This window comes from Pseudomonas sp. IPO3749, from assembly GCF_013386605.1.
Lineage (GTDB): Bacteria > Pseudomonadota > Gammaproteobacteria > Pseudomonadales > Pseudomonadaceae > Aquipseudomonas > Aquipseudomonas azotoformans_A.
On the sequence record NZ_JACARN010000025.1, the window covers coordinates 1 to 23,759 of the forward strand.

At 61.3% G+C, this 23,759-nt stretch carries 18 protein-coding genes; 8 read left to right on the plus strand and 10 right to left on the minus strand.

Translation table 11 applies throughout. The annotated features are described in order from the left end of the window. Window positions 1–90 precede the first annotated feature (90 nt). The 4 genes from antA (at window position 91) to HX812_RS12160 (ending at window position 4,601) form a co-directional block, all read left to right on the plus strand. A complete protein-coding gene (antA, locus tag HX812_RS12145) occupies window positions 91–1,482 on the plus strand; it encodes an anthranilate 1,2-dioxygenase large subunit (RefSeq protein WP_038847131.1) in 1,392 nt (463 codons plus the stop codon). Beyond that, a complete protein-coding gene (gene antB, locus HX812_RS12150) occupies window positions 1,482–1,973 on the plus strand; it encodes an anthranilate 1,2-dioxygenase small subunit (protein ID WP_038847132.1) in 492 nt (163 codons plus the stop codon). Before antA ends, antB begins: the two co-directional genes overlap by 1 nt. A gap of 148 nt (window positions 1,974–2,121) precedes the next feature. After that, entirely contained in the window at window positions 2,122–3,129 is a 1,008-nt protein-coding gene (antC, locus tag HX812_RS12155; protein WP_038847133.1) for an anthranilate 1,2-dioxygenase electron transfer component AntC, read from the plus strand. Between the two features lie 71 nt (window positions 3,130–3,200). Beyond that, window positions 3,201–4,601 carry an amino acid permease gene (locus tag HX812_RS12160; protein WP_038847134.1) on the plus strand — a complete coding sequence of 467 codons (1,401 nt, stop codon included), beginning with the start codon at window positions 3,201–3,203 and terminating at the stop codon, window positions 4,599–4,601. Window positions 4,602–4,746: 145 nt separating this feature from the next. On the opposite strand, the gene kynA is transcribed toward HX812_RS12160, so the two are convergent. Then, the gene (gene kynA / locus HX812_RS12165) at window positions 4,747–5,604 is read right to left on the minus strand and encodes a tryptophan 2,3-dioxygenase (RefSeq protein ID WP_016974893.1); all 858 of its coding nucleotides are present in this window, start codon (window positions 5,602–5,604) and stop codon (window positions 4,747–4,749) included. Continuing rightward, window positions 5,601–6,251, minus strand: coding sequence for an arylformamidase (gene kynB, locus HX812_RS12170; protein WP_038847135.1), 651 nt, complete (start codon window positions 6,249–6,251; stop codon window positions 5,601–5,603). The genes kynA and kynB overlap by 4 nt, the downstream gene beginning before the upstream one ends. Window positions 6,252–6,491: 240 nt before the next feature. Between kynB and HX812_RS12175 the strand changes: the two genes are divergently transcribed. Then, entirely contained in the window at window positions 6,492–6,836 is a 345-nt protein-coding gene (locus HX812_RS12175) for a cupin domain-containing protein (RefSeq protein ID WP_010206533.1), read from the plus strand. A 123-nt stretch (window positions 6,837–6,959) separates the two neighbouring features. Further along, window positions 6,960–7,670: a Sir2 family NAD-dependent protein deacetylase gene (locus HX812_RS12180; protein WP_038847151.1), complete on the plus strand. Its 711-nt coding sequence runs from the start codon at window positions 6,960–6,962 to the stop codon at window positions 7,668–7,670. 48 nt (window positions 7,671–7,718) lie between these two features. On the opposite strand, the gene mmsB is transcribed toward HX812_RS12180, so the two are convergent. After that, a complete protein-coding gene (gene mmsB, locus HX812_RS12185; protein ID WP_038847136.1) occupies window positions 7,719–8,606 on the minus strand; it encodes a 3-hydroxyisobutyrate dehydrogenase in 888 nt (295 codons plus the stop codon). A gap of 15 nt (window positions 8,607–8,621) precedes the next feature. After that, a complete protein-coding gene (locus tag HX812_RS12190; RefSeq protein ID WP_038847137.1) occupies window positions 8,622–10,139 on the minus strand; it encodes a CoA-acylating methylmalonate-semialdehyde dehydrogenase in 1,518 nt (505 codons plus the stop codon). 129 nt (window positions 10,140–10,268) lie between these two features. Between HX812_RS12190 and HX812_RS12195 the strand changes: the two genes are divergently transcribed. Both HX812_RS12195 and HX812_RS12200 read left to right on the plus strand, forming a co-directional pair. Next, window positions 10,269–11,216 carry a LysR family transcriptional regulator gene (locus HX812_RS12195; RefSeq protein ID WP_038847139.1) on the plus strand — a complete coding sequence of 316 codons (948 nt, stop codon included), beginning with the start codon at window positions 10,269–10,271 and terminating at the stop codon, window positions 11,214–11,216. 314 nt (window positions 11,217–11,530) lie between these two features. Beyond that, window positions 11,531–11,821: a DUF3077 domain-containing protein gene (locus HX812_RS12200; protein ID WP_038847142.1), complete on the plus strand. Its 291-nt coding sequence runs from the start codon at window positions 11,531–11,533 to the stop codon at window positions 11,819–11,821. Window positions 11,822–11,988: 167 nt separating this feature from the next. Here the strand turns inward: HX812_RS12200 and HX812_RS12205 are convergent, their stop codons facing one another. The 6 genes from HX812_RS12205 to recC form a co-directional block, all read right to left on the minus strand. Next, on the minus strand, window positions 11,989–12,480 hold the full coding sequence (locus HX812_RS12205; RefSeq protein WP_033900332.1) for an OmpA family protein: 492 nt from the start codon (window positions 12,478–12,480) through the stop codon (window positions 11,989–11,991). A gap of 4 nt (window positions 12,481–12,484) precedes the next feature. Beyond that, entirely contained in the window at window positions 12,485–13,747 is a 1,263-nt protein-coding gene (locus tag HX812_RS12210) for a diguanylate cyclase domain-containing protein (RefSeq protein WP_033900330.1), read from the minus strand. Further along, entirely contained in the window at window positions 13,744–14,319 is a 576-nt protein-coding gene (locus HX812_RS12215; protein ID WP_038847144.1) for a YfiR family protein, read from the minus strand. Before HX812_RS12215 ends, HX812_RS12210 begins: the two co-directional genes overlap by 4 nt. Before the next feature lie 142 nt (window positions 14,320–14,461). Further along, window positions 14,462–16,531, minus strand: coding sequence for an exodeoxyribonuclease V subunit alpha (gene recD / locus HX812_RS12220; RefSeq protein ID WP_038847145.1), 2,070 nt, complete (start codon window positions 16,529–16,531; stop codon window positions 14,462–14,464). Continuing rightward, window positions 16,528–20,202 carry an exodeoxyribonuclease V subunit beta gene (gene recB, locus HX812_RS12225; RefSeq protein ID WP_038847147.1) on the minus strand — a complete coding sequence of 1,225 codons (3,675 nt, stop codon included), beginning with the start codon at window positions 20,200–20,202 and terminating at the stop codon, window positions 16,528–16,530. The genes recD and recB overlap by 4 nt, the downstream gene beginning before the upstream one ends. Next, window positions 20,199–23,651 carry an exodeoxyribonuclease V subunit gamma gene (gene recC, locus HX812_RS12230; RefSeq protein WP_038847149.1) on the minus strand — a complete coding sequence of 1,151 codons (3,453 nt, stop codon included), beginning with the start codon at window positions 23,649–23,651 and terminating at the stop codon, window positions 20,199–20,201. The genes recB and recC overlap by 4 nt, the downstream gene beginning before the upstream one ends. Between the last annotated feature and the right edge of the window lie 108 nt (window positions 23,652–23,759).

Here is a 23,759-nt window from a genome sequence, read left to right on the forward strand (position 1 = left end):
CTACTTCAGACCATCCCTAAGCGGATAGCCCGCGCCCTGCCCCGCTGCCTTTAATAAACCACCGATTAGCCCTATCAAAAGGTGCCTCCCATGAGTGGTGCAAGAAGCGTCGAGCAGTGGAAAACATTTATCGAAGGTTGTCTGGATTTTCGCCCGGCGGATGAAGTGTTCCGCATCGCCCGTGACATGTTCACCGAGCCGGAACTGTTCGATCTGGAGATGGAACTGATCTTCGAAAAAAACTGGATCTACGCCTGCCACGAAAGCGAACTGGCCAATAACCACGACTTCGTGACGATGCGCGCCGGGCGCCAGCCAATGATCATCACCCGCGACGGCGAAGGCCACCTCAACGCGCTGATCAACGCCTGCCAGCATCGCGGCACCACCTTGACGCGGGTCGGCAAGGGCAACCAGTCCACCTTCACCTGCCCGTTCCATGCCTGGTGCTACAAGAGCGATGGCCGGCTGGTGAAGGTCAAGGCGCCGGGGGAATACCCGGAGGGGTTCGACAAGGCGACGCGCGGGCTGAAAAAGGCCCGCATCGAAAGCTACAAAGGCTTCGTGTTCATCAGCCTGGATGTGGCAGGCACCGACAACCTGGAAGACTTCCTGGGCGACGCCAAAGTGTTCTTCGACATGATGGTCGCCCAGTCCGCTACCGGTGAGTTGGAGGTATTGCCGGGCAAATCCGCCTACACCTACGACGGCAACTGGAAGTTGCAAAACGAGAACGGCCTGGACGGTTATCACGTCAGCACCGTGCACTACAACTACGTGGCCACGGTGCAGCATCGCCAGCAAGTGAACACCGAGAACGGCACCGGCGCAGGCAGCACCCTGGACTACAGCAAGCTCGGCGCGGGTGACGCCAACACCGATGACGGCTGGTTCGCGTTCAACAATGGTCACAGTGTGTTGTTCAGCGACATGCCCAACCCCAGCGTACGCTCCGGCTACGCCACCATCATGCCGCGCCTGGTGGAAGAACACGGCCAGCCAAAGGCCGAGTGGATGATGCACCGCCTGCGCAACCTGAATATCTACCCGAGCCTGTTCTTCCTCGACCAGATCAGCTCGCAACTGCGCATCATCCGCCCGGTGGCGTGGAACAAGACCGAGATCATCAGCCAATGCCTGGGGGTGAAGGGCGAATCCGACGCGGACCGCGAAAACCGTATTCGTCAGTTCGAAGACTTTTTCAACGTGTCGGGCATGGGCACGCCAGATGACCTGGTGGAATTTCGCGAGGCCCAGCGCGGTTTCCAGGGCCGCCTGGAACGCTGGAGCGACATCTCACGCGGCAGCCACCGCTGGGAAACCGGCCCCACGCCCAACAGCGAAGCCATCGGCATCCAACCGGCCATGACCGGCACCGAATTCACCCATGAAGGCCTCTATGTGAACCAGCATCGCAACTGGCAGCAGTTCCTGCTCAAGGGCCTGGACAGACAAGCGCTGACATTGCGGGAGGTGAAGTGATGAATGCGCAACTTCAGTACCAGATCGAGCAGTTCTTCTACCGCAAATCCGAGCTGTGCGACGCGCAGGACTGGGACGCCTATGTGCAGCTGTTCGACCCGCAGAGCGAGTTCCACCTGCCGCAGTGGGACTCGGAACACGTCTACACCCGTGATCCCAAGCGCGAGATGTCGTTGATCTACTATGCCAACCGCTCGGGCCTGGAAGACCGCGTGTTCCGCCTGCGCACCGGCAAAGCCGCGTCGGCGACACCGATGCCGCGCACCTTGCACCTGATCAATAACGTGCGCGTGGCGGAGCAGGCGGATGGAACGCTGGAGGTGCGTTTGAACTGGCACACGTTGTTCTATCGATTGGCCATGTCGGAGCAGTTTTACGGGCATGCCACATACAGCCTCAAGCCCGCTGGTGACAGCTGGTTGATCACCCGCAAGCACGCGTTGCTGCTCAACGACACCATCAACTCGGTGCTGGATTTCTATCACCTCTAACCCAGCACATCACACCTTGTGGCGAGGGAGCTTGCTCCCGCTGGGCTGCGTAGCGGCCCCAAAATCTTGGGAGCGCTGCGCACTCCAGCGGGAGCAAGCTCCCTCGCCACAAGTTATGCGCCAGCAATACATGCGTGGAGTTTCGCGAATGAATCACAAAGTGGCCTTCAGTTTTGCCGACGGCAAGACCCTGTTCTTCCCCGTCGGCGCCCATGAAATCCTGCTGGATGCGGCGCTGCGCAACGGCATCAAGATCCCGCTGGATTGCCGTGAAGGGGTGTGCGGCACCTGCCAGGGCCGTTGCGAGTCCGGCGATTACAGCCAGGACTATGTAGACGAAGAAGCGCTGTCCAGCCTCGACCTGCAACAGCGCAAGATGCTCAGTTGCCAGACGCGGGTAAAGTCCGACGCGACGTTCTATTTCGACTTTGATTCGAGCCTGTGCAACGCGCCGGGGCCGGTTCAGGTCAAGGGCAGCGTGAGCGCGGTGGAGCAGGTGTCGGCCAGCACGGCGATCCTGCAGGTGCAGTTGGATCAGGCGCTGGACTTTCTGCCGGGCCAATATGCCCGGCTAGCGGTGCCTGGCACGGACAGTTGGCGGTCCTATTCTTTCGCCAACCTGCCGGGCAATCACCTGCAATTTTTGGTGCGCCTGTTGCCCGATGGGGTGATGAGCAACTACCTGCGCGAGCGCTGCCAGGTGGGCGATGAACTGTTGATGGAAGCCCCCCTCGGCGCCTTCTACCTGCGCCACGTCACCCAGCCATTGGTACTGGTGGCGGGTGGCACGGGGTTATCGGCCTTGCTGGGCATGCTCGATGAACTGGCCGCCAAGGGGTGTGACCAACCGGTGCACCTGTATTACGGCGTGCGCGGTGCCGAAGACTTGTGCGAAGCGGCGCGCATCCAGGGTTATGCTGCAAAAATTTCGGAGTTCCGCTACACCGAAGTCCTCAGCGCACCTTCAGAGGATTGGCCCGGCAAGCGCGGCTACCTCACCGAGCATTTTGACCTGGCCGAATTGCGGGACAGTTCGGCGGATATGTACCTGTGCGGCCCCCCTCCAATGGTCGAATCCATCCAGCAATGGCTGGCGGATCAGGCACTTGATGGCGTTCAACTGTATTACGAAAAGTTTACGCAGAGTAATATCTGACCCTCAGTACTTCTGAGGGGCTGATGCGGCGTGCACTCAACCCTGAGAAAAACAAGTAGAAGGGAATGTTAATGGCGGATGACATGGTTAACCCGGTAGGCCTCAAGCGTGGCTTGAAGAACCGGCACATTCAGCTGATCGCCTTGGGAGGGGCGATCGGCACGGGGTTGTTCCTCGGCTCGGCCGGGGTGCTCAAGTCGGCGGGGCCGTCGATGATCCTGGGCTACGCGATTGCCGGTTTCATCGCGTTCCTGATCATGCGCCAGCTCGGCGAAATGATCGTCGAAGAGCCGGTGGCCGGTTCCTTCAGCCACTTCGCGCACAAATACTGGGGCGGCTACGCGGGCTTCCTGGCGGGTTGGAACTACTGGGTACTCTACGTGCTGGTGGGCATGGCCGAACTGACGGCGGTGGGCAAGTACATCCAGTTCTGGTGGCCGGAGATCCCGACCTGGGTCAGTGCACTGGTGTTCTTTGTCGCGGTGAACCTGATCAACACCCTGAACGTGAAGTTCTTCGGTGAAGCCGAGTTCTGGTTCGCAATCATCAAGGTGGTGGCGATTGTCGGCATGATCGTGCTCGGCTGCTACCTGCTGTTCAGCGGCACCGGCGGCCCGCAAGCCTCGGTCAGCAACCTGTGGAGCCACGGCGGGTTCTTCCCGAATGGCGGCATGGGGCTGTTGATGTCCATGGCGTTCATCATGTTCTCGTTCGGTGGCCTGGAGCTGGTCGGCATCACTGCCGCCGAAGCCAGCGAGCCGCGCAAGGTGATCCCGAAGGCGATCAACCAGGTGGTCTACCGGATCCTGATTTTCTACGTTGGCGCCCTGACCGTGCTGCTGTCGCTGTACCCGTGGGACCAGTTGCTGCAAACCCTCGGCGCCTCGGGCGATGCCTACAGCGGTAGCCCGTTCGTGCAGATCTTCTCGCTGATCGGCAACGACACCGCCGCGCACATCCTCAACTTCGTGGTGCTGACCGCGGCGTTGTCGGTGTACAACAGCGGCGTGTACTGCAACAGCCGCATGCTGTTCGGCCTGGCCGAGCAAGGTGATGCACCGAAATCGCTGATGAAGCTGAACAAGCAAGGTGTGCCGATCCGCGCCCTGGCGATTTCAGCGCTGGTGACGATGCTGTGCGTGGTGGTCAACTACGTGGCACCGCAGAGCGCGCTGGAACTGCTGTTCGCGCTGGTGGTTGCCTCACTGATGATCAACTGGGCGCTGATCAGCATTACCCACATCAAGTTCCGCAAAGCCATGGGCGAACAAGGCCTGACGCCGTCGTTCAAGACCTTCTGGTTCCCGTTCAGCAACTACCTGTGCCTGGCGTTCATGGTGATGATCATCAGCGTGATGCTGGCGATTCCGGGCATCAGCGAGTCGGTGTATGCGATGCCGGTGTGGGTGGGGATTATCTACATTGCCTACCGGTTGCGGATGAGAAACGCAAAAGTAGCTGTAGCGCAGTAACCTGATGTGGGAGCCGGCTTGCTCGCGAATGCGGTGTGTCAGCTACACAAAAGTTGACTGACCCACCGCTTTCGCGAGCAAGCCCGCTCCCACAGTTTTGATCGCATTCCAAAATGAAAAGCCCCGGTGATCCGGGGCTTTTTGTTTAGAGCGTTGAGCGTACTCGCCACAGTTCTGGGAACAGCACGGTGTCGAGCATCTTGCGCAAATACCCCACCCCTTCGGTGCCGCCCGTGCCCGGCTGGAAGCCGATGATCCGCTCGACCGTGGTCACATGGCGGAAGCGCCACTGACGGAACGAGTCCTCCAGGTCGATAAACTTTTCGGCCAACTGATACAAATCCCAGTAGCGGCTCGGATCGCGATACACCTCACGCCACGCCGCCTCTACCGATTCATCGTGGACCGTCGCGGCCGTCGGGTCACGCTCGGCGCGCTTCGGATCAATCGCCAAGCCGGCCTTGACCATCAGGTTGATCGCCTCGTCATACAGCGACGGTGTGGCAATCGCCACTTTCAACTCGTTCAACAACTCCGGCCGATGGGCGTGGGGCCGCAACAGCGCCGCGCTTTTATTGCCGAGGATAAATTCGATCTCACGGTACTGGAACGACTGAAACCCCGACGACTGCCCCAGGAACGGGCGGATCGACTTGTACTCCGACGGCGTCATCGTCGCCAGCACCGCCCAGGCGTGCACCAGTTGGTCGAAGATCCGCGACACCCGCGCCAGCATCTTGAACGCCGGCGGCAGCTCGCCCAGGCGCACGTGTTCGCGGGCGGCCTTGAGTTCGTGGAGCATCAGTTTCATCCACAGCTCGGAGGTCTGGTGCTGGATGATGAAGAGCATTTCGTTGTGGTCCGGCGACAGCGGGTGCTGGGCGCTGAGGACTTTGCCCAGGTCCAGGTAATCGCCGTAGCTCATGGACTCGGAGAAATTCAGTTCGGCGTTATGCCATTCTTCAGGCGGCTGGTAGTCAGCAGAGAAAGGACATTGGCTCATCGCGTGGGCTCCTTGAGCGGACGGAGAATGGCGCGGACGGGGCTCGCGTCGAGGTTGGCGAAACGCAGCGGCAGGGCGATCAATTCATAGTCGCCCTCCGGTACGTCATCGAGCACGATGCCTTCGAGGATCGCCATGCCATGGCGAGCCACGGCGTTGTGGGAATCCATGGTCTTGGACTGCTGCGGGTCCAGGGATGGCGTATCGATGCCGATCAAGCGCACACCCAGGCGGGCTAGCAGCTCGATGGTTTGCGGAGCGATGGCAGTGAAATTCGAATCCCACTCAGTCAGCGGCGCTTGTGGATAAGTGCGCAGCAGCACCCGCTCGGGCAAGTTATCCACACGGCCTTGCAACTGATGCGGCTGCACCAGTGCGCCGCTGTCCAGGCAATGCAGCACCCGGCATGGGCCCATGTACACATCCAGCGACACCTCGCCAATCGGCGCGCCGTCCGCGCTGTAATGCAGCGGCGCATCCACGTGGGCGCCGGTATGTGGGGATAGCGTGATACGCCCGACATTCACCGGACACTCCGGGCCAAACTGCCACACGCGCTCTTCCTGGAACGGCGTATCCCCCGGCCAGGTCGGGGTCGCCGTACTCAAGGGCGGGCTGATATCCCACCACGTTTTTATTGGGTTCATTTCAAGGCTCTCGGCGGTTACTGGGGTGAATGATACGAGGGCCTGCTGCGAATTTTCTTGCGAATTCTGGCGTGAAGCGGGAAATCTTTCGCACTTACTGCGAGGAAATGGCGGATTGGTGATGGGTTATATCAAATAACCGCCGCTGCGCTTCTGGGCATCCCGATGTCGAGTTCAGACCACTGACACAACGCCCGAGGCCTTAGGGTGGACCTTTCCATTCCCTGCCCTGGAGACATCATGTCCAAGCCCATCACCGTACTGCGCGACACCCATCCCCTGCCGGTCCTGGACGCCTGCAAATGGGAAAAGCTCGAAGGCGACCCGCACACCGTCAACCTCAACGCCTACACCAGCGAAGACGGCAGCAAGATCATGGGCACGTGGATCTGCACGCCGGGCAAGTGGTACGTGGACTACGTGAAGTGGGAATACTGCCACTTCCAGGAAGGCTACTGCATCATCACGCCGGAAGGCCTGGAGCCGATTCACTTGCGGGCTGGGGATATCTTTGTGGTGGAGCCGGGGATGAAGGGGACGTGGGAAGTGGTCGAGACGGTGCGTAAGTATTTTGTGTTTGCTTGATTAAGTAGAGCCCGAAACGAGGAACACTCCTACAAAAAAACCGTCGCTAGCGACGGTTTTTTTGGGTCAGTATTTATGCCCTGCGCTCACGGAAGTTCGAGCGGAATGCGCGAGGCAACGTCCATGACCACTGACAAATGCAAACGAAAAATCGTCATCTTCACCGGCTCCGGCATCAGTGCCGAAAGTGGCTTGGACACGTTCAACGACGAAACCGGACTGTGGATGGACCATCGCGTCGAAGACGTGGCTACGCCCGAGGCATGGCATAGGCACCCCGCAGACGTGCTGGCGTTCTATAACGCGTTGCGGCACAAGGCGTGGACTGCACAGCCCAATGCGGCGCACCGCGCCATAGCGGAGTTGGAACAGCAGTTTGATGTCGTGGTGATCACGCAAAACGTCGACGACCTGCACGAGCGTGCAGGGTCTACGTGCGTTCTGCATCTGCATGGTCAAATCAACCTGGCGCAAAGCACGGTCGACGAGCAACTGACTTACAAGATCGACGATAAGCCGATCTTGCTCGGCGACACCTGTGAAAAAGGCAGCCAATTACGCCCCCATATCGTCTGGTATGGCGAAAATGTGCCGAATATCGAGAAGGCGCTGCAGCACTTTAAAAACGCAGAGAAAGTGCTGGTCGTGGGCACATCGCTGACCACTCAACCGGCCGCAGGACTGGTTACAAAAGCCAGGCATTCTGCCGAAAAGGTCCTGATTGGATTGGCCGTTTCGCGTAAGCCCTACGGCTACGAATTCATGCGAGGAAAGGCATCAAGTCTGGTGCCTTATGTGGTGGGATGCTGGCTGAAAGGTCAAAAGGCTCGCTAATTGCAAAAACCCGGGAGCCCACTATTAGCAGGCTCCCGGAAAACGCCCCTATTTGGGCTTGCGATAGCTGTTGATGATCGCCGAGAAATCCTTGCCCCCTTCCCCACGCTGGCTCATCGATTGATATAACTGCTGGGCCACAGCGCCCAGAATCACGGGTTGCTTGGCCTGACGCGCCGCTTCGGTGGCCAGGCCCAAATCCTTGAGCATCAGGTCAGCACCAAACCCACCGGTGTAACCCCGCGACGACGGCGCGGTTTCGATCACGCCCGGCCATGGGTTATAGGTGTCGGAACTCCAGCAACGCCCGGTCGAGCTGTTGATGATCCCCGCCAGCACTTGCGTGTCGATACCCAGCGCATCGCCCAACGCCATGGCTTCACTGACACCGACCATGCTGATCCCCAACAACAGGTTGTTGCAGATCTTGGCGATTTGCCCAGTGCCGACCTCACCGCAATGCACGATGTTGCGGCCCATCTGCGCCAGCACCGGCTGCAGGGTGGCGAACAGTTCGGGGGTGGCGCCGACCATGAAGGTCAGCGTCCCGGCTGCGGCGCCGCCCGTGCCGCCGGAGACGGGGGCGTCGGCCACGGTCACACCTTGCTTGGCCGCCGCAGCCGCCACATCGCGGATGGTCTGCGGGTCGATAGTGCTGCAATCCACCGCCGGTACGCCTTGGCCGATGCCGGCCAGTACGCCGTCTTCATTCAGCCACACGCTGCGCACATGGGCAGCAGCGGGCAGCATGGTGATCACCAGTTCAGCGCCCGTGGCCGCATCACGCGGTGAATCGCTGATGGTGCCACCCAGTTCGGCCAGTTCCTTGAGCACCGTCTGGTTCAGGTCGAACAGGTTCAGCGCATGGCCGGCCTTGATCAGGTTGCGGGCCATGGGTGCGCCCATGTTGCCCAAGCCGATAAATGCAATTTTCATGGTCGTCTCCCGGGATCAGCGCAGGTTGATGGTGGTGTTGACGCCATCGTTGACCGTGTCGTCATCGAACCAGCGGCTGGTGACGGTTTTGGTCTGGGTGTAGAACTGCACCACTTGCTTGCCGTACGGGCCGAGGTCGCCGAGCTTGGAGCCACGGGAACCGGTGAAGCTGAAGAATGGCACCGGCACCGGGATCGGGATGTTGATGCCGACCTGGCCCACGTCGATTTCGCTCTGGAACTTGCGCGCCGCCGCGCCGCTCTGGGTGAACAGGCCGGTGCCGTTGCCGAACGGGTTGGCATTGACCAGGGCGATGGCCTCGTCGAGGGTCGCGACCTCCAGCACCACCAGCACCGGGCCGAAGATTTCCTGGGTGTAGATTTGCATATCGGTGGTCACGCCCGAGAACAGGGTCGGGCCGACAAAGTTGCCTTGCTCGAAGCCCGCCACCTTGATGTCACGGCCGTCCAGCTCCAGCTTGGCGCCTTCTTTTACGCCGCTTTCAATCAGTTCCAGGATGCGTGCCTTGGCACGCTTGGAGATCACCGGGCCGACATCGGTGCCCGCTTCACTGCCGGCGTTGACCTTGAGTTTTTGCGCCAGCGCTTTCAGGTCCGGCAACCATTGCTTGGACGCGCCCACCAGCACCACCACCGAAGTGGCCATGCAACGCTGACCCGCCGCGCCAAAACCGGCGCCGACCAGAGCATTGAGGGTGTGTTCGCGGTTGGCGTCCGGCAGCACCACGGCGTGGTTCTTGGCGCCCATCATCGACTGCACACGCTTGCCGTGTTTGCCGGCCAGGTCATACACGTGAGTGCCCACGGCGGTCGAGCCGACAAAGGACACGGCCTTGATGTCTTTATGGGTGCACAGCGCATCCACCACGTCCTTGCCGCCGTGTACCACGTTGAGCACGCCAGCCGGCACGCCAGCTTCCAGCGCCAGCTCCACCAGCAGCATCGTCGACAGCGGGTCCTGCTCGGACGGTTTGAGCACGAAAGTGTTACCGCAAGCAATCGCCATCGGGAACATCCACAGCGGAATCATCGCCGGGAAGTTGAACGGAGTAATGCCAGCGCACACGCCGATGGGTTGGCGCAGGGTGTAGGTGTCGACGCCACCGGCAACGTTTTCAGCGAACTCGCCCATTTGCAGGGTGCCAATGGAGCAGGCGTGCTCCACCACTTCCAGGCCACGGAAAATATCGCCCTCGGCATCGGCAATGGTCTTGCCCTGCTCGTTGCTGAGCACCACGGCAATGCGCTTGGAATGTTCGCGGATCAAGGCTTGCAGCTTGAGCATGATGCGCATGCGTGCGCCGATCGGCGTCAGCTTCCAGGTCTGGAAGGCACGATGGGCAGCGTCGATGGCAGCGTTGACTTCATCGTCGGTGGCGAACGGGACTTTGGCCAGCACCTCTTGGGTGGCCGGGTTGACGATGTCTTGCCACTCGGTGGTCTTGGACTCGACCCACTCGCCGTTGATCAGCAACTTGACCTGTTGCACGGAAATATCGGCAGATGCGTTCATGTGGTCTCCAATCTTATATTTATGCAGAGACAAGGCGCGTAACCGCCTTGGGAAATGAGGCGTTCGGACTGTTTTTGGAGTATAGATGTGCAAATCTCTAATAAGAACGCACATAAAAGCCGGACCAATATGCAAAAAAACATCACATCGCTGGGCTCCCTGAACTGGGATGACCTGAAGTTTTTCCTCGAAGTGGCCCGCACCCGCAAGGCCAGCGTGGCCGCCAAGCGCCTGGCGGTGGACTACACCACGGTGTCGCGGCGCATCAGTTCACTGGAAGTGTCACTCGGTACGTTGCTGTTCGAAAAATCCCGGACCAACGGCTTCGTGCTCACCACCGAGGGCCAGCGTTTGCTGGGCTACGCCGAGTCCATCGAAAGCACCCTGCACATGGCCTGCGAGCAAGTCTCCGGCTCCGGCGTGGCGCTGTCCGGCCATGTGCGCATGGGCTGCACCGAAGGGTTCGGCAGTTTTTTCGTCACCCCGCAATTGAGCCACTTCGTCGACACCTACCCCGCCATCTCGGTAGACATCCTGCCCCTGCCCCACTTCATCAGCCTGTCCAAACGCGAAGCCGACATCGTCATCGCCCTGGAACGACCGGAACATGGGCCCTATGTGTGCTGCAAATTGTGCGACTACAAATTGCAGCTGTACGCGACCCAGGAATACCTCGACCAGCACCCACCGATCCGCAAACCGGCAGATTTGGCCGAGCATCCGTTTATCAGTTATGTGGATGACTTGGCCTTCAGCTCTGAGCTGCTGTACCTGGCCAACGTGGTGCCCGGCGCCAGCGCCAGTTTGCGCAGTACCAGCGTGATCGCGCAGTACGTGGCGGCGCAGCAGGGTCGGTCGATGGCGATATTGCCGTGTTTTTTGGCGGCGCAGGATCCACGGTTGTTGCCGGTGCTGGGGGAGCAGATTTCCATCACTCGCCAGTTCTGGATGTATTGCCGGGAGGATCTGAGGAAGTTGAAGCGGATTACGTTGTTGTGGGACTACATCAGGGAAGTGACGGAGCAGAATCACGGGTTGTTGATGGGGGAGACACGGGAGATCAGGTTCGCGGATTAAAGGGCCATCAACGATGATTCGCTTTAATTTGCAGGACGTTTCCTAGAGAATCTCCGGCCTATTGTGCCTTAGGGTTCGAGTCATTAGCCTCCGTACTTCGCTGACATCAGCGAACGGGTTTAGCGACCCGAACCCGGACACAGCCTCCAACGGCAAGCGCTTCATGCTCGTCGTTGTCGTGTTATGGCGGCTGTGCGTGGGAGACCTTCGGGTCTGCCGGGTCCTGGGTCCGGTTCGCTAACCTGCGTACAGCTGCCACCCTTTCATGTTTAGCGACATGAGTGGGTGGCTCCCTAAACTCCCAGGTATAGATCATGACTAAAATCGTCCCCGATCCACCGCTTTCTTCCATCACCACCCTCGGCGTCGTCACCTTCGGCGACTACGGCGAAAACGAAAAACCCCTGTTCCGCGTCAACACCGGCATGCCCATTGAGGAAGCGTTAGAGCACGCCTCCACCCTGCTTTTCTACTCCAAGAAACTTGCGATGGAAGCCGCCATGGATGTACGCGGCGAGCAATACGCGTGGGCCGCGCATTACCTGTGTGAAATGGGCAAAGCCGTCGTTGATGACCTGACGCAAGCCATGACGCCAAGCCGGTAAGCGAGCACGGTAGCGAGCACACAGCAAAATATATGTGGGAGCGGGCTTGCTCGCGAAAACGGTGGGTCAGTCAATAAATCCTTGGCTGAATGACCGCATTCGCGAGCAAGCCCGCTCCCACATTTGAACTCTGGCAGGATCAAGATTCAGGTCGGGCACATACTGACTCAGTCCGCAATCACCACAATCGACACCCGCCGATTCTCCGTGCGCCCCGCCACCGTAGTGTTCGGCGCCACCGGCTCGCTGCTGCCCAGCCCGCGTAGCTGGATGTTTTCTTCCTTCATGCCCACACCGGTCAACACCGCCGCCACGCTTTTCGCGCGGCGCAGGGACAGTTGCTGGTTGTAGGTTTCCTTGCCGGAAGCGTCGGTGTGGCCGTCGACGCGCACGCGTTCGATGCCGACGCCCAGCAGGGCCTTGCCGATGCGCTGGACGATGTCGGTGCTGGGTTGGTTGAGGGTCTCGACATCGCTGCCGAACAGCACTTTGCCGGACAGGCCGAATGCCCAGCCCTCGTCGGTCAGCTCAAAGCCTTGCTGCTTGAGGACGGCCACTTGCGCCGGGGTCAGGCCTTTGGGGGGCGGCGTCTGGCAGCCGCCGAGGGCGAGCAGTGCTACCAGCAGGGTGATAAACATAAAACGCGCGGTCGTGAACAAGGGGTCAACTCCTATGTTGAACGTTGACGACGGGGTTATCCGACTCCGCCGTTTGCTGGCCGCCCGAGGACAAACGCTTGGCCTGGTACATCGCCGCGTCGGCGGCATTGAGCAAGGTGCCAGGGGTGGCGCCATGATCGGGGTAAATGGCAATGCCGATACTGAGGGAGGTCAACACCTGGGTGTTGCCGGGCACGGGGATGGGCCGGTCCATGCTGGCGATGATCTTGTCGGCGATACGCTCGGCGTCTTCTGCCTTGTGCAATGGCGCCAGCAGGATGGCGAACTCATCGCCGCCCAGGCGCGCCACCAGGTCGTCCTCACGCAATTGCGCACGCACGCGCTCGGCGACGGCGACGAGGACGGCGTCGCCGGCGGCGTGGCCAAAGCTGTCGTTGATCTCTTTGAAACGGTCACTGTCGAGGTACAGCACCGCCACCTGTTCCTTGGCCTTGGCCGCGCTGCGCAGGGCGCGGATCAAACGGCCTTCGAAGAACGCACGATTGGGCAAGCCGGTGAGGCTGTCGTGGTTGGCCTGGTGGGCGAGGGATTCGTTCTCGCTTTGCAGGTGGCTTTGCCAGGCTTCCATTTCGCCGAGCAACGCATTGAAGTCGCTGCCCAGGCTGTCGAGCTCGGCGATTTGCGCCGGTGGCACGCGGCGGTCGAAATCGCGCTCGCTACGGGCGGCATGGGCCACGGCGGCGAGGCTTTGCAATGGGCCGGTGATGCCGCGCAACAAACGCCGCGCCAGGTGCAGGGCGACCCATGCGCTGAGGGCGGTGCAGATGAGGATCCCGGCCAGGCCGCTGAGCAAAAAGCGCAACAGACTACCGCCGTGACCGGTCAGATGAATGCTGCCGATGGCTTTGCCTTGATGCAGGATCGGCTGGCTGATGGGTTGTTCCAGCAGGGTGTGCGCCAGCTCCAACTCGACCCGCGAGAGCATGCCGGTTTCCGGGCGTATCCACTTCGCCAACAGCTTGCCATTGGCATCAAAGACTTCGGCCTCGGCCACTTCTTCGGTGGAGGCAATCAGGCTGAGGGCTTCAGTGGCCGCCGCACTGTCGTTGAACACCACCGCCGCTTCCACGGTGTAGTTGATGGAGCGTGCGATCAGGTGCAGGTTGTGCTCGGCATAGACCCGCAGCGCCAGCACGCCAAGCAGGGTCAGGGAAACACTTGCCAGCGTCACCGCCACCAGCGCCAGGATCATGTGCCCGCGACCAATGACGGAACGCAGGGTCGGCCGCGCTTTGACGGCTGTCATGAGGCAGGCGCTCGGCGACGGGACAACTGCAGCACGCTCGGGTGAATGCGCACGCCGCTGCGGGCGACGGAGTCGAGGTTGACCTCGAACGACACCTGCTCATCGCTCACGCGCAGGCAGAACAGACTGCCCACGGTGCATTGGTCGCCGCCTTCGCTGATGCTCAGCACCGGATGCCCGATCAACGAGGTGAACAACTGGCTGCGCTCATCGGCACTGAGCTTGCCGATATATACGGCGTCGCACGCATTGACGATATCGGGATGGCTGGCCAGCAGGCGCTGCACCACCACTGGACGGCCGGTGGCCTGGGTGGTGCCTTTGATCAGGTCGTCGGTGTATTGGGTCGGGCCAACGATGCACAGGCGCAATTGCGCAGGTTCTACCGGCCAGCGCGCATAACTGAGGATACCCAGCACCACTTGGGTGACGGCCTGCGCACGCTGGGCGGCAAGGCCCGCAGGGTCAGGCGCCTGGGCGAAAGCGTGTGGCGCGAACACGCACAGGAACGCCACCAGCAGCATGCGTCTCCAGCTCAAACTGCGCTCTGTGGGCGAGACAGCCACGTTCATGCAGCGTTTCTCTCAGGTATTTTTTGAATGATGCCGCAACGATAGCACAGCGGCGGAAAACCCCGCGAAGAGTAGGTCTTCGCAGGGGCCGCTATTTTTCCAGAAAAATCAGGCGACTGAACCAGAAATCTGGCATGACCTATCAGTCAGTTTTTTCTGATTCGTGACCCAACTCCAGCATCAACCCACTCAAACGCTTGACCTTGCGCCTGACGGCTTCTTCAAACACGCCGCCTCGGGGCTCGATCAAGCTGAACCAGCGCTTGGCCCGGGTGATGCCGGTGTAGATCAGCTCTTTGGTAAGCACCGGGTTCAGCGCATCCGGCAGGATCAGCGCGGTATGGGTGAATTCCGAGCCCTGGGATTTATGCACGGTCATGGCGTACACGGTTTCCACATCGTTCAGACGGCTGGGCAGCACAAATCGCACACCGCCTTGGCCGTCGTTGCGTGGGAAGGCGACGCGCAGCACCTGGGGGCCGCCGTCGCTTTCGGGCAGTTTGAGCGCGATGCCGATGTCGCCGTTCATCAGGCCCAGGCCGTAATCGTTGCGGGTCATCAGCACCGGGCGGCCTTCGTACCACTGCTCGTCGCCTTCGATCAGCCGCACCTTGCGCAGGGCGGCGGTGATGCGCAGGTTCAGGCCTTCCACGCCCCAGGGGCCTTTGCGCACCGCGCAGAGCAGTTGGAACGCGTCGAAGGCTTGCAGCAGTTGTTGCGCCCAGTGGGTCCAGGCCTCACTTTCACGCGGCGTATCCGGCGACGGGCGCGCGCTCTGCAACAGATTGAGGTAATAGCGATAGCCCTCGGCACCGTCACCCTGCCCGTCCAGCACCAGGCGTTCGAGGGCGTGATCGTGTTCGCCCTTGAGGCTGACGCAGAACAGGTCAGCGTGACTGCGCGCGGCGAGCAGCTTGCGCGCCTCGTCAGCGTTTTGCTGGTTGACCCAGCGCGCCAGTTGGCCGATGCCACTGCCTTCGCCGAAACGTCGCGAGTAACGCAGCATTACCACCTGCTGGGCCAGGGGGTGGCTGCCGTCGAGGTCTTCCTGCAGGCCGCTGGCGCTGAGGTCTTCGCCGCTGACGGCTTGCAGCCATTGGCGGGTGTCGGCGTTGTAGAAACCGGCTTCGGCGTCGCGGCACAAGTCACCGAGGACAGCGCCCGCCTCTACCGACGCCAGTTGGTCCTTGTCACCCAGCAACACCAAGCGTGCATGGGGCGGCAAGGCGTCGAGCAGGTTGGCCATCATTTCCAGGTCGATCATCGAGGCTTCGTCCACCACCAGCACATCCAGGGGCAATGGATTGCCAAGGTGATGACGAAAATGCCGCGTGCCTGGGCGACTGCCCAGCAAGCGGTGAACGGTGGTGACCTGGGTCGGGATTTTTTCCTTCACGCTGTCCGGCACTTTCAGCGACAGCACTTGTTGGCTGATGGACTCGGTGAGGCGTGCGGCGGCCTTACCGGTGGGGGCGGCCAGGCGAATGCGCAATGGGCTGCCGGATTCCACAGCCGGCGCCTGTAACAGCGCGAGCAGGCGCACCACGGTGGTGGTCTTGCCAGTGCCAGGGCCGCCGGTGACGATGCTGAATGCGCCGCGTGTGGCCAGGGCGCAGGCGAGTTTTTGCCAGTCGATCACACCGTCAGGCGGCGGTTGATCGAACAGACTGTTGAGGCGCTGCGGCAAATCGACGGCCACGTTTTCCTGAGTGGCAAGACGCAGGCGCAAAGCGCTGTCGATGCGCCGTTCGTAAGTCCAGTAGCGGCGCAGGTACAGGCGCTTGCCGGACAGTACCAGAGGACGACTCTGCGCGGATTCGCTGCCATCGACCGCCAGCGCGACCAGATGACTGGCGGCCAGTGCGTGACACCAGTGGGCGCCGTCCAGGCCTTCCAGTAACTGCGACGGCAGCAACATGGCACCGGTTTGCAGGTCGCCTTCAGGCGGCAACGATAGAGCGAAGTCCGGCGCTTTGAGGGTTTCGAACAGGTCGAGGCAAACGTGACCATGGCCCAATTGATGGCTGGTCAGCGCGGCGGCCAGCAGCACCAGCGGGTCGGCCTGAGGATCAAGCTCGTGCAGGAAACCTACAAAGGCTTTGTCCAAGGCACGCAGCCAGCCACGATCGACCCAACGCTCCAGCAGTTGCACCAGGTCAGCGGCGCGGCTGAGGGGCGTCAGTTCCTCCAGCGGTAGCGGCGACAGGCTCATAACAACACTCCTTGTTCCCAGGCGGGCTCAACCTTGGGCGGGATGGGCTTGCCCTGGAACAGCAGGTCCAGGCCTTCGATCAGTTCCCGTGGCGGTCGGGTGAAATACGCGCCCTGGCTCACGGACTGCGTGCCCCGCAGGAAAATGTACAGCGCGCCGCCGACATGCCGGTCGTAGTCGTAGTCCGGCAGACGCGCCTTGAGTTGGCGGTGCAGGGCCAGTAGGTAAAGTACGTATTGAAGGTCGTACCGATGATCAAGGATCGACTGCTCCATGGCATCCAAGGTGTAGGCCGAATCGTCGGGGCCCAGCCAGTTGGATTTGTAGTCGGCCACGTAATAGCGGCCATCGTGTTCGAAGGTCAAATCGATGAAACCCTTGAACATGCCGTTGAGCAGTACAGGCTCGGCGGCGACGCGAGAAGCACCGTTATGGGTGAATTGGCACACCAGTTTGTCGACGGCGAGTACATCAACCTTATGGCTGGCAAACCAGAACTCCATTTCGATCTGGTACTGCTGCAAACCACTGAGGGAGACGTGACCGTTATCCACAGGCAGTGGCGTTTGCAGCAGGTGGCCGAGCCAACTGCTGAGGGTGATGATCCAGCCTTCCCAGTTGCGCCGGTTGCAGCGGGCGCCCACCGCCTTTTCGATCGCCTCGGGCGTAACGTTGAAGCCGTCCTCCCCTGCCCATTCCAATAGGCCGTGGAGGAAGGTCCCTGGGTTAGGACCGCGTGGGAAACGGTGAATATCGCCGCCGGATGCCGCCACTTCGCGAGGTGCATCGGGGTCGAGCCGTTCGTCATCGAACAGCTTCTGGGCCTGCGGGCTTTCCGGTGCTTCGAGCGGGGCGGCGCTCATGCTGTCGCCAATGCGCAAGGCGCTGTAGGAAGCGATCCACCAGTTTTCCGCAGCCTTGCGCTTGGGCAGGAGCGGGGCTCGTAGCGTGGCTTCGTTGCGCGGTGGGTGGAAAAGGATGTCTTGCGCTTCGGGCACCTGGGCGTAGTTGATGGCGGTGCAACCTTCTTGAAGGTCCAGGAGCCAGCGTGCCAAGCCGGCGGACTCACCCAACGAGGCGCCTGCACCGAGCAAGTAGCCCAGCGCCGACAGGTGCAGCACGGAGCTGTTGCTGTTGCCACGCTTGAGGTCGGCGATGCCCAGCCAGCATGCGTGCTTGGCGCGTGTCAGGGCGACGTAGAACAGGCGCAGGTCTTCGGCCAGACGCTCATTGTCTGCCTTTGCGATCAGCTCAGGCGTAGGACGCAGGCTGACCTGGGATTTGCCGTTTTCATCATGGTAATGAAGGGGCAATCGGCTGCCATCCACGGGTTTGGCTGAGCAGATGAAGGGCAGGAAAACCAGGTCGTATTCCAGGCCTTTGGATTTGTGGATCGTCACGACCTTGACCAGTTGCTCATCACTTTCCAGGCGCAGGATCTGTTCTTCACCCGCCTGACCAGAAAGTGCCAGGTGTTCGGCCAGATGGCGGATCAGTGCCTGTTCGCCGTCCAGTTCCGATGCGGCCTGTTGCAGCAATTCGCTGAGGTGCAGCAGGTTGGTCAGAACACGTTCGCCATCACTGCGCGCGATCAGGGTTTGCGGCAGTTTGAAGTCGTGAAGCAGACGACGCAGCATCGGCAGCACGCCTTGGGTACGCCAGATCGCGCGGTAGCCACGGAACTGCATAACGCGGCTTTCCCACGCCAGTTCGTCCTGGTTCAGACGCTCCAGCTCCGGCAGTGACAGATTCAGGGTGACGCAAGCCAGTGCGGCGCGCAGTGGGCGTTCCACATCCGGTTCGGCGCAAGCCTTGAGCCAGGCCAGCAGGTCGTGGGCTTCCTGAGCGGCGAAGACCGAGTCCTTGTCGGACAGATAGACGCTGCGCACGCCACGGGCGGCCAACTCGGCGCGCACGGCCTGGGCCTCCTTGCCGTCGCGCACGAGAATGGCGACGTCTGACGGACGCACGCCTTTGAAGCTGCCGTCCGGTTGTAGGAAACCTGCACTGCCTTGCTGGCCGCCGTTGAGCAATTCAACAATGTGCGTGGCACAGGCCGCCGCAAGTTGCTGACGATACAGCACGTTGGAAACCGGCTGGTCGGTAGGCAAGTGCCAAAGATTCATCGCTGGCAGCGTTTGGCCATTTACCTGCAATCGTTCTTTACGTCCCTGGGACAGTACCGAGTGGAACGGCACCGGGTTTTCACCATTGGGCTCGCGGAACAGGAACGCGCCGCGACCTGTTTCCGCTCGCTGGAACACATGGTTCACCGCCTCGACCATCGCGTGGCTGGAGCGGAAGTTGGTGCCCAATGTGTGATGACGACCCGTGGTGGACTGACGGGCGCGCAGGTAGGTGTAGATATCGGCGCCACGGAAGGCGTAGATCGCTTGCTTGGGGTCGCCTATCAGGAACAGGCCACTGTCGAGGTGGTTTTCTTCGATGCGGTAGATGCTGTCGAAGATGGCGTATTGCACCGGGTCGGTGTCCTGGAACTCGTCGATCAGGGCTACCGGGAATTGCTCGCGGATCACACTGGCCAGGCGTTCGCCGCCGTCGGCTTGCAGTGCAGCGTTGAGACGGATGAGCATGTCGTCGAAACCCATTTCGGCGCGACGGCGTTTTTCTTCCTCGAAGCGTTTCCCCACCCAACCAGCGGCGTGTTGCAACACGGCGGCGTCGGGGGTTGGCAGCGCATCAAGGGCCGCCTTGAGGCCGGCCATGGCGTCGATGCCAGGATGCTGCGGCGGCTCGCCTTTCCAGGCTTCGGCCATGCCGTCGGGCGTCAAGCGGGTGAAGCCGGTGCCGATGTCGAGTTGTTCGAGGGTTTCGTCAGCGGCCCAGGCGCTGATCTTTTCGAACCAGGGTTCGAAGTAACGGGCTTGCATCTTGCGGCCGTCGACAGCTTTGGCGGCTACGGCTTGCAGGCAGATGTCGCGCAGCTCGGCGGCCCATTGTTGCCAGGGCGCCTTGATGGCGGTCAGCGCTTCGCGGCGTTCTTGCAGGCAGGCCGTGATCAGCTCTGAGGGCTCGCGGGCTTCATCCGTGGGCCGTTCGCTGCCGAACAACGCGCGCACTCGCGGCATCAATGCGGCGGGGCCACCCCAGTTGCTGCGCACCCAATTGAGTGCGTCGTCGTGCATCGGGTAGCAGAACAGTCGCCAGTAATCGCGCAACACTTCGCCGAGCAAGTCGCTGTGATCGGTTTCCAGGGTTTGGGTGAACAGGCTGCCGCTGTCGAACGCGTGCTCGCGCAACATGCGCTGACACCAACTGTGGATGGTCGAGACGGCGGCTTCGTCCATCCATTGCGCGGCGATGTCCAGGCGGTTGGCGCAGGCTGGCCATTGTTCGAGTGGGTATTCGTCGCGTAGATCAGCGATCAGGGCGTCGGGCTGTTCGATTTCTTCGCGGAAGAAGCGTGCTGCTTCAGCCAGGCGGATGCGGATGCGTTCGCGCAGTTCTTTGGTGGCGGCATCGGTGAAGGTCACCACCAGGATTTGCGGCGGCAGCAGTTCGCGGCCAAAGCCTGATTCATCGCCACCGTGGCCGAGAACCAGGCGCAGGTAGAGGGCAGAGATGGTGAAGGTCTTGCCGGTGCCGGCACTGGCTTCAATCAGCTGACTGCCTTTGAGCGGGAAGGCCAGGGCCAAGGGTTTGCTGGTCATGCGCCGGCCTCCTCGCCTGTGAGTGATCGCCACGGGGCGTTGAGCAGCGGGCGATACAGGGTTTCGCACCAACCTTCGAATTCTTCGCTGGCGATGAGCGTGGCGTAGTCGGGGAATTGGCGGGTGAGCGCCGGGGTTTCGCGGCGTTCGCCATCGGTAGTCAGGCCATCGCCTTCGTAGGCTTTGCTGGCCGCCGCCTGAGCCTTGGCGGGATCGGTCTGGCTAAGCCAAGCGAAAGCGGTTTTGACGGCGACGGGTAAGGGTTGGCTCATGCCGGTATGCCAGGCCAACAATAGGTTACCGAGGATTTCCTGGGCATTGGTTTTATCCAACGGCGGCAGCAACAGGGTGTCATCGCTGGCCACCAAGCCGGTGCTCAGCGGCAGGCCGCAGGCGCAGGCAACCACGTGATTGACCCAGGGGCGAATCAGGCGATGCCACTTGCGCGTTTTGATCGAGCCGATGCTGTTGGGGATGGTGGTAACGCTGAGCAACCCGCCATCGCTGCGTCGATGCAGACCACTGATCCAGCCTTCCAGCTGCACGCCATTATGCTCAAAACTGACCGGTTCGGCACCGGTGTGCGGAGTGGGCCAGAGGGCGAGCAGTTGCTGATAGCGTCGCAACAGATCGGGTAACGGCTCGATCAGCTCGTTGCGCAGGCATTCGCCGAAACCCACCATCGGCAACAGGCCACTGCCCTGCAGGCGCAGGGCCTGGGCGTTCAGGGCTTGGTCGAGATGATCGGGTTGGGTGAGTGCGGCGCCCAGCAGGCTGTCGCTCAGGCTGTAGCGTTGCAGGGCATCGAGGACGAAGGGTTCTTCGTCGGCCAGTGGCACTTCGGCGGCTTCGAAGAACACTTTCAGGCGTTGGCTGAAGAAATGTTTGACCGGGTTGCGCAGGAAGTCTTGAAGCTGACCGAGGCTCAGGGGCTCGTCCTGTTGATGCGGCGTGAGGCCGTCTTCTTTCAGGCTCGCATCCGGCGTTTCGTGCAGCAATTGCCACTCACGGGCGTAGCTGAACAGCGCGTCGCCCTCATGGAAGTAACGGGCGCTGAACGGTTGCAGTGGGTGCTCTTGTGTCATGGCGTCGATCAGCGGCTCATCGCCATTAGCGTGGTGCCAGCCGCTGGAGAGGTGGTCACGCAGTTGGCCGATGAGTACCGACGCAGGGCGGTCACTGTTGTCGCGGATGCTGCGGCCCACCCAGCTTATGTACAGCTGGTCGCGGGCTGACAGGAGCGCTTCGAGCAGCAGGTAGCGGTCGTCTTCGCGGCGCGAACGGTCGCCGGGGCGGTAGTCGCTGCCCATCAGGTCGAAGTCCAGCGGGGGTTGGGCGCGTGGGTAATCGCCATCGTTCATGCCGAGCAGGCAAACGAGCTTGAAGGGGATCGCTCGCATGGGCATCAACGTACAGAAATTGACAGCTCCGGCGAGGAAACGCTGGGAGAGGCGACCTTGGTCCAGACCTGCAAGCCAGGCTTCGCGGACTACGGTCAGAGGTAACTCGTCCTGCAGGCCGACGGATTCGCAGGTTTCCAGCCAGGTTTCCCTGAGCTGTTCGAGTTGGCCCAGCAGGTAGTCATCGTGTTCGCTGCTGGGCAGGAAGAACAGTTGCATCAGGCGTTGCAGGCGCTCACCCCATTGCGCAGGAGCCGCAGGTAGCGACAGTCCTTGATGTGCGTCGTTGAGTGCGTCGAGCAAAGCGACCAGAGGACCAATGAGCGCTGCGTCGAGGCCACCGATTTCATCGTAGGGCTCGATACCCTCACACGCGGCGCCGGTGCCTACGGCGTAACCGAGCAACATGCGGCGCAGGCCGAAACGCCAGCTGTTTTGTTCCAGCTCTGTTGGCAAGCCCAGGCCGGCACGTTGTTCGGCGTTGAGCCCCCAGCGGATGCCGGCACCTTCGATCCAGCGATGCAGCGTCGGCAGGTCGCGCTCTTTGATAGCGAAGCGTTCGCGCAGGGCCGGAACGTCGAGCAGGTCGAGGATCTCACTGACGGGGAAGCGGCTGTCGGGCAGTTTCAGCAGGTGTTCGACGGCGATGAGCAGCGGGTCGCGGCCGCGTTGGCCCTGGTCGGTCAGGGTGAATGGGATGAAGCGTGGATCATTGCGTTCGAGTTGGCCGAACACGGCGCGGATATGCGGTGCATAGCTGTCGACATCCGGGACCATGACGATGATATCTCGCGGGCGCAACGTAGGGTCGGCGCTGAAGCGTTGGAGCAGCTGGTCGTGCAGGATTTCCACTTCGCGCTGGGCGCTGTGGGCGATGTGGAAGCGGATGGAGGTATCACGCTCCAGGTCGACGGCAGGCCATCGCTCGCGGGTCTCATTGAGTGGACGCAGTTCCAGGATGTCGTCCTGAAGCTGGTTGAGCAGTGTGGTGGGCTCACTGTCGCTGAACAGGTCGATGCGACCATCGCGGAATGCAGCGCGGTAACTGTTGGGGTCGTCGTAGCTGTCCAGCAAGCTGATGTAGTCACGGCCTTGCTTGCCCCAGGCGGCCAGTAGCGGGTGGGCGTGCTGGTGCAGGGTTTGTGGGTCGATGGTGACCGGCATGCCGGCTTTACGCGCTTGGCGCTTGTATTCGTTACGTAGCAGGTCTTTATCGGCGACGATGTCAGACCAATGGTGACGGCAGGGGTTGTGCACGCAGAGCAGGACTTGGCTGAATCGCGCGAGGCCGGCGAGGGCTTCCAGTGCCTGGGCGGGCAACGAGGAGATGCCGAAAACAATGACTCGGGGTGGCAGGCCCGCGGGCGCTGTTTCCAGTGTATTGATGCGCTCGATAAAACGCTGGTGAACGCCGGCGCGGCTTTCGGCCATGCCTTCCTCACCGACATCCAGCAGCAGTGCGCGCCATAGTTCGGCTTGCCAGCAGTTGGCTGGGTTGAGCGGTTTTGACTCGCCTCGACCGTTGCGCAGTTGGTGGCGACCGGCAGCCCAGTCTTCGAGCCAATCGGCGCGGTACACCTGATATTGGTCAAACAGGTCAGCCAGGCGCTCGGCGAGTTGGTAGCGTTTACGCAGATCGGTGTCGTGGGTGAGGAAGCGCTGCAGCGGTTCGAAGTGCGGTTGATCGATAAGCTCGGGGAGCAGGCGCATGAGGCGCCAGGTCAGTGGGGCCTTGTCGAGCAGGGACTTGGGCGGAATTTCATCTTTGCCCAGGACCATGCGGTAGAGCTGCCACATAAAGCTGCCGGGCAGTTGAACATCGATAGCTGCGGCGATGCCGCAGCCGCCCATGTCGTCGTCTTCCGGATCTTCAGCCAGGGCCAGCTTGAGCCACTGGGCGATGCCGTTGCTTTGAACCAGGGCGATCTCGTTTTCCAAGGGCGCCAGGGGATAGCGGCGCATCCAACTGACCACCAGGCTGCGCAGTTCGTCCAGGCGGTTACCGTGAACCACCATGAATCCAGGACTGAGGGACGTCGCATCCGGCATAACGGCTTCCTTGGGAAAAGCAAAAATCGAGGGTGCGACTTTAGCACTGTGGGCAGTTGTTGGCGGAATTGGGATGTTAGCTGTCTTTTCGCCCGCCCAAAACAAAAC

Coding starts and splice junctions, on each gene's coding strand:
- antA (WP_038847131.1), top strand. CDS start 91: ATGAGTGGTGCAAGAAGCGTCGAGCAGTGGAAAACATTTATCGAAGGT.
- antB (WP_038847132.1), top strand. CDS start 1,482: ATGAATGCGCAACTTCAGTACCAGATCGAGCAGTTCTTCTACCGCAAA.
- antC (WP_038847133.1), top strand. CDS start 2,122: ATGAATCACAAAGTGGCCTTCAGTTTTGCCGACGGCAAGACCCTGTTC.
- HX812_RS12160 (WP_038847134.1), top strand. CDS start 3,201: ATGGCGGATGACATGGTTAACCCGGTAGGCCTCAAGCGTGGCTTGAAG.
- kynA (WP_016974893.1), bottom strand. CDS start 5,604: ATGAGCCAATGTCCTTTCTCTGCTGACTACCAGCCGCCTGAAGAATGG.
- kynB (WP_038847135.1), bottom strand. CDS start 6,251: ATGAACCCAATAAAAACGTGGTGGGATATCAGCCCGCCCTTGAGTACG.
- HX812_RS12175 (WP_010206533.1), top strand. CDS start 6,492: ATGTCCAAGCCCATCACCGTACTGCGCGACACCCATCCCCTGCCGGTC.
- HX812_RS12180 (WP_038847151.1), top strand. CDS start 6,960: ATGACCACTGACAAATGCAAACGAAAAATCGTCATCTTCACCGGCTCC.
- mmsB (WP_038847136.1), bottom strand. CDS start 8,606: ATGAAAATTGCATTTATCGGCTTGGGCAACATGGGCGCACCCATGGCC.
- HX812_RS12190 (WP_038847137.1), bottom strand. CDS start 10,139: ATGAACGCATCTGCCGATATTTCCGTGCAACAGGTCAAGTTGCTGATC.
- HX812_RS12195 (WP_038847139.1), top strand. CDS start 10,269: ATGCAAAAAAACATCACATCGCTGGGCTCCCTGAACTGGGATGACCTG.
- HX812_RS12200 (WP_038847142.1), top strand. CDS start 11,531: ATGACTAAAATCGTCCCCGATCCACCGCTTTCTTCCATCACCACCCTC.
- HX812_RS12210 (WP_033900330.1), bottom strand. CDS start 13,747: ATGACAGCCGTCAAAGCGCGGCCGACCCTGCGTTCCGTCATTGGTCGC.
- HX812_RS12215 (WP_038847144.1), bottom strand. CDS start 14,319: ATGAACGTGGCTGTCTCGCCCACAGAGCGCAGTTTGAGCTGGAGACGC.
- recD (WP_038847145.1), bottom strand. CDS start 16,531: ATGAGCCTGTCGCCGCTACCGCTGGAGGAACTGACGCCCCTCAGCCGC.
- recB (WP_038847147.1), bottom strand. CDS start 20,202: ATGACCAGCAAACCCTTGGCCCTGGCCTTCCCGCTCAAAGGCAGTCAG.
- recC (WP_038847149.1), bottom strand. CDS start 23,651: ATGCCGGATGCGACGTCCCTCAGTCCTGGATTCATGGTGGTTCACGGT.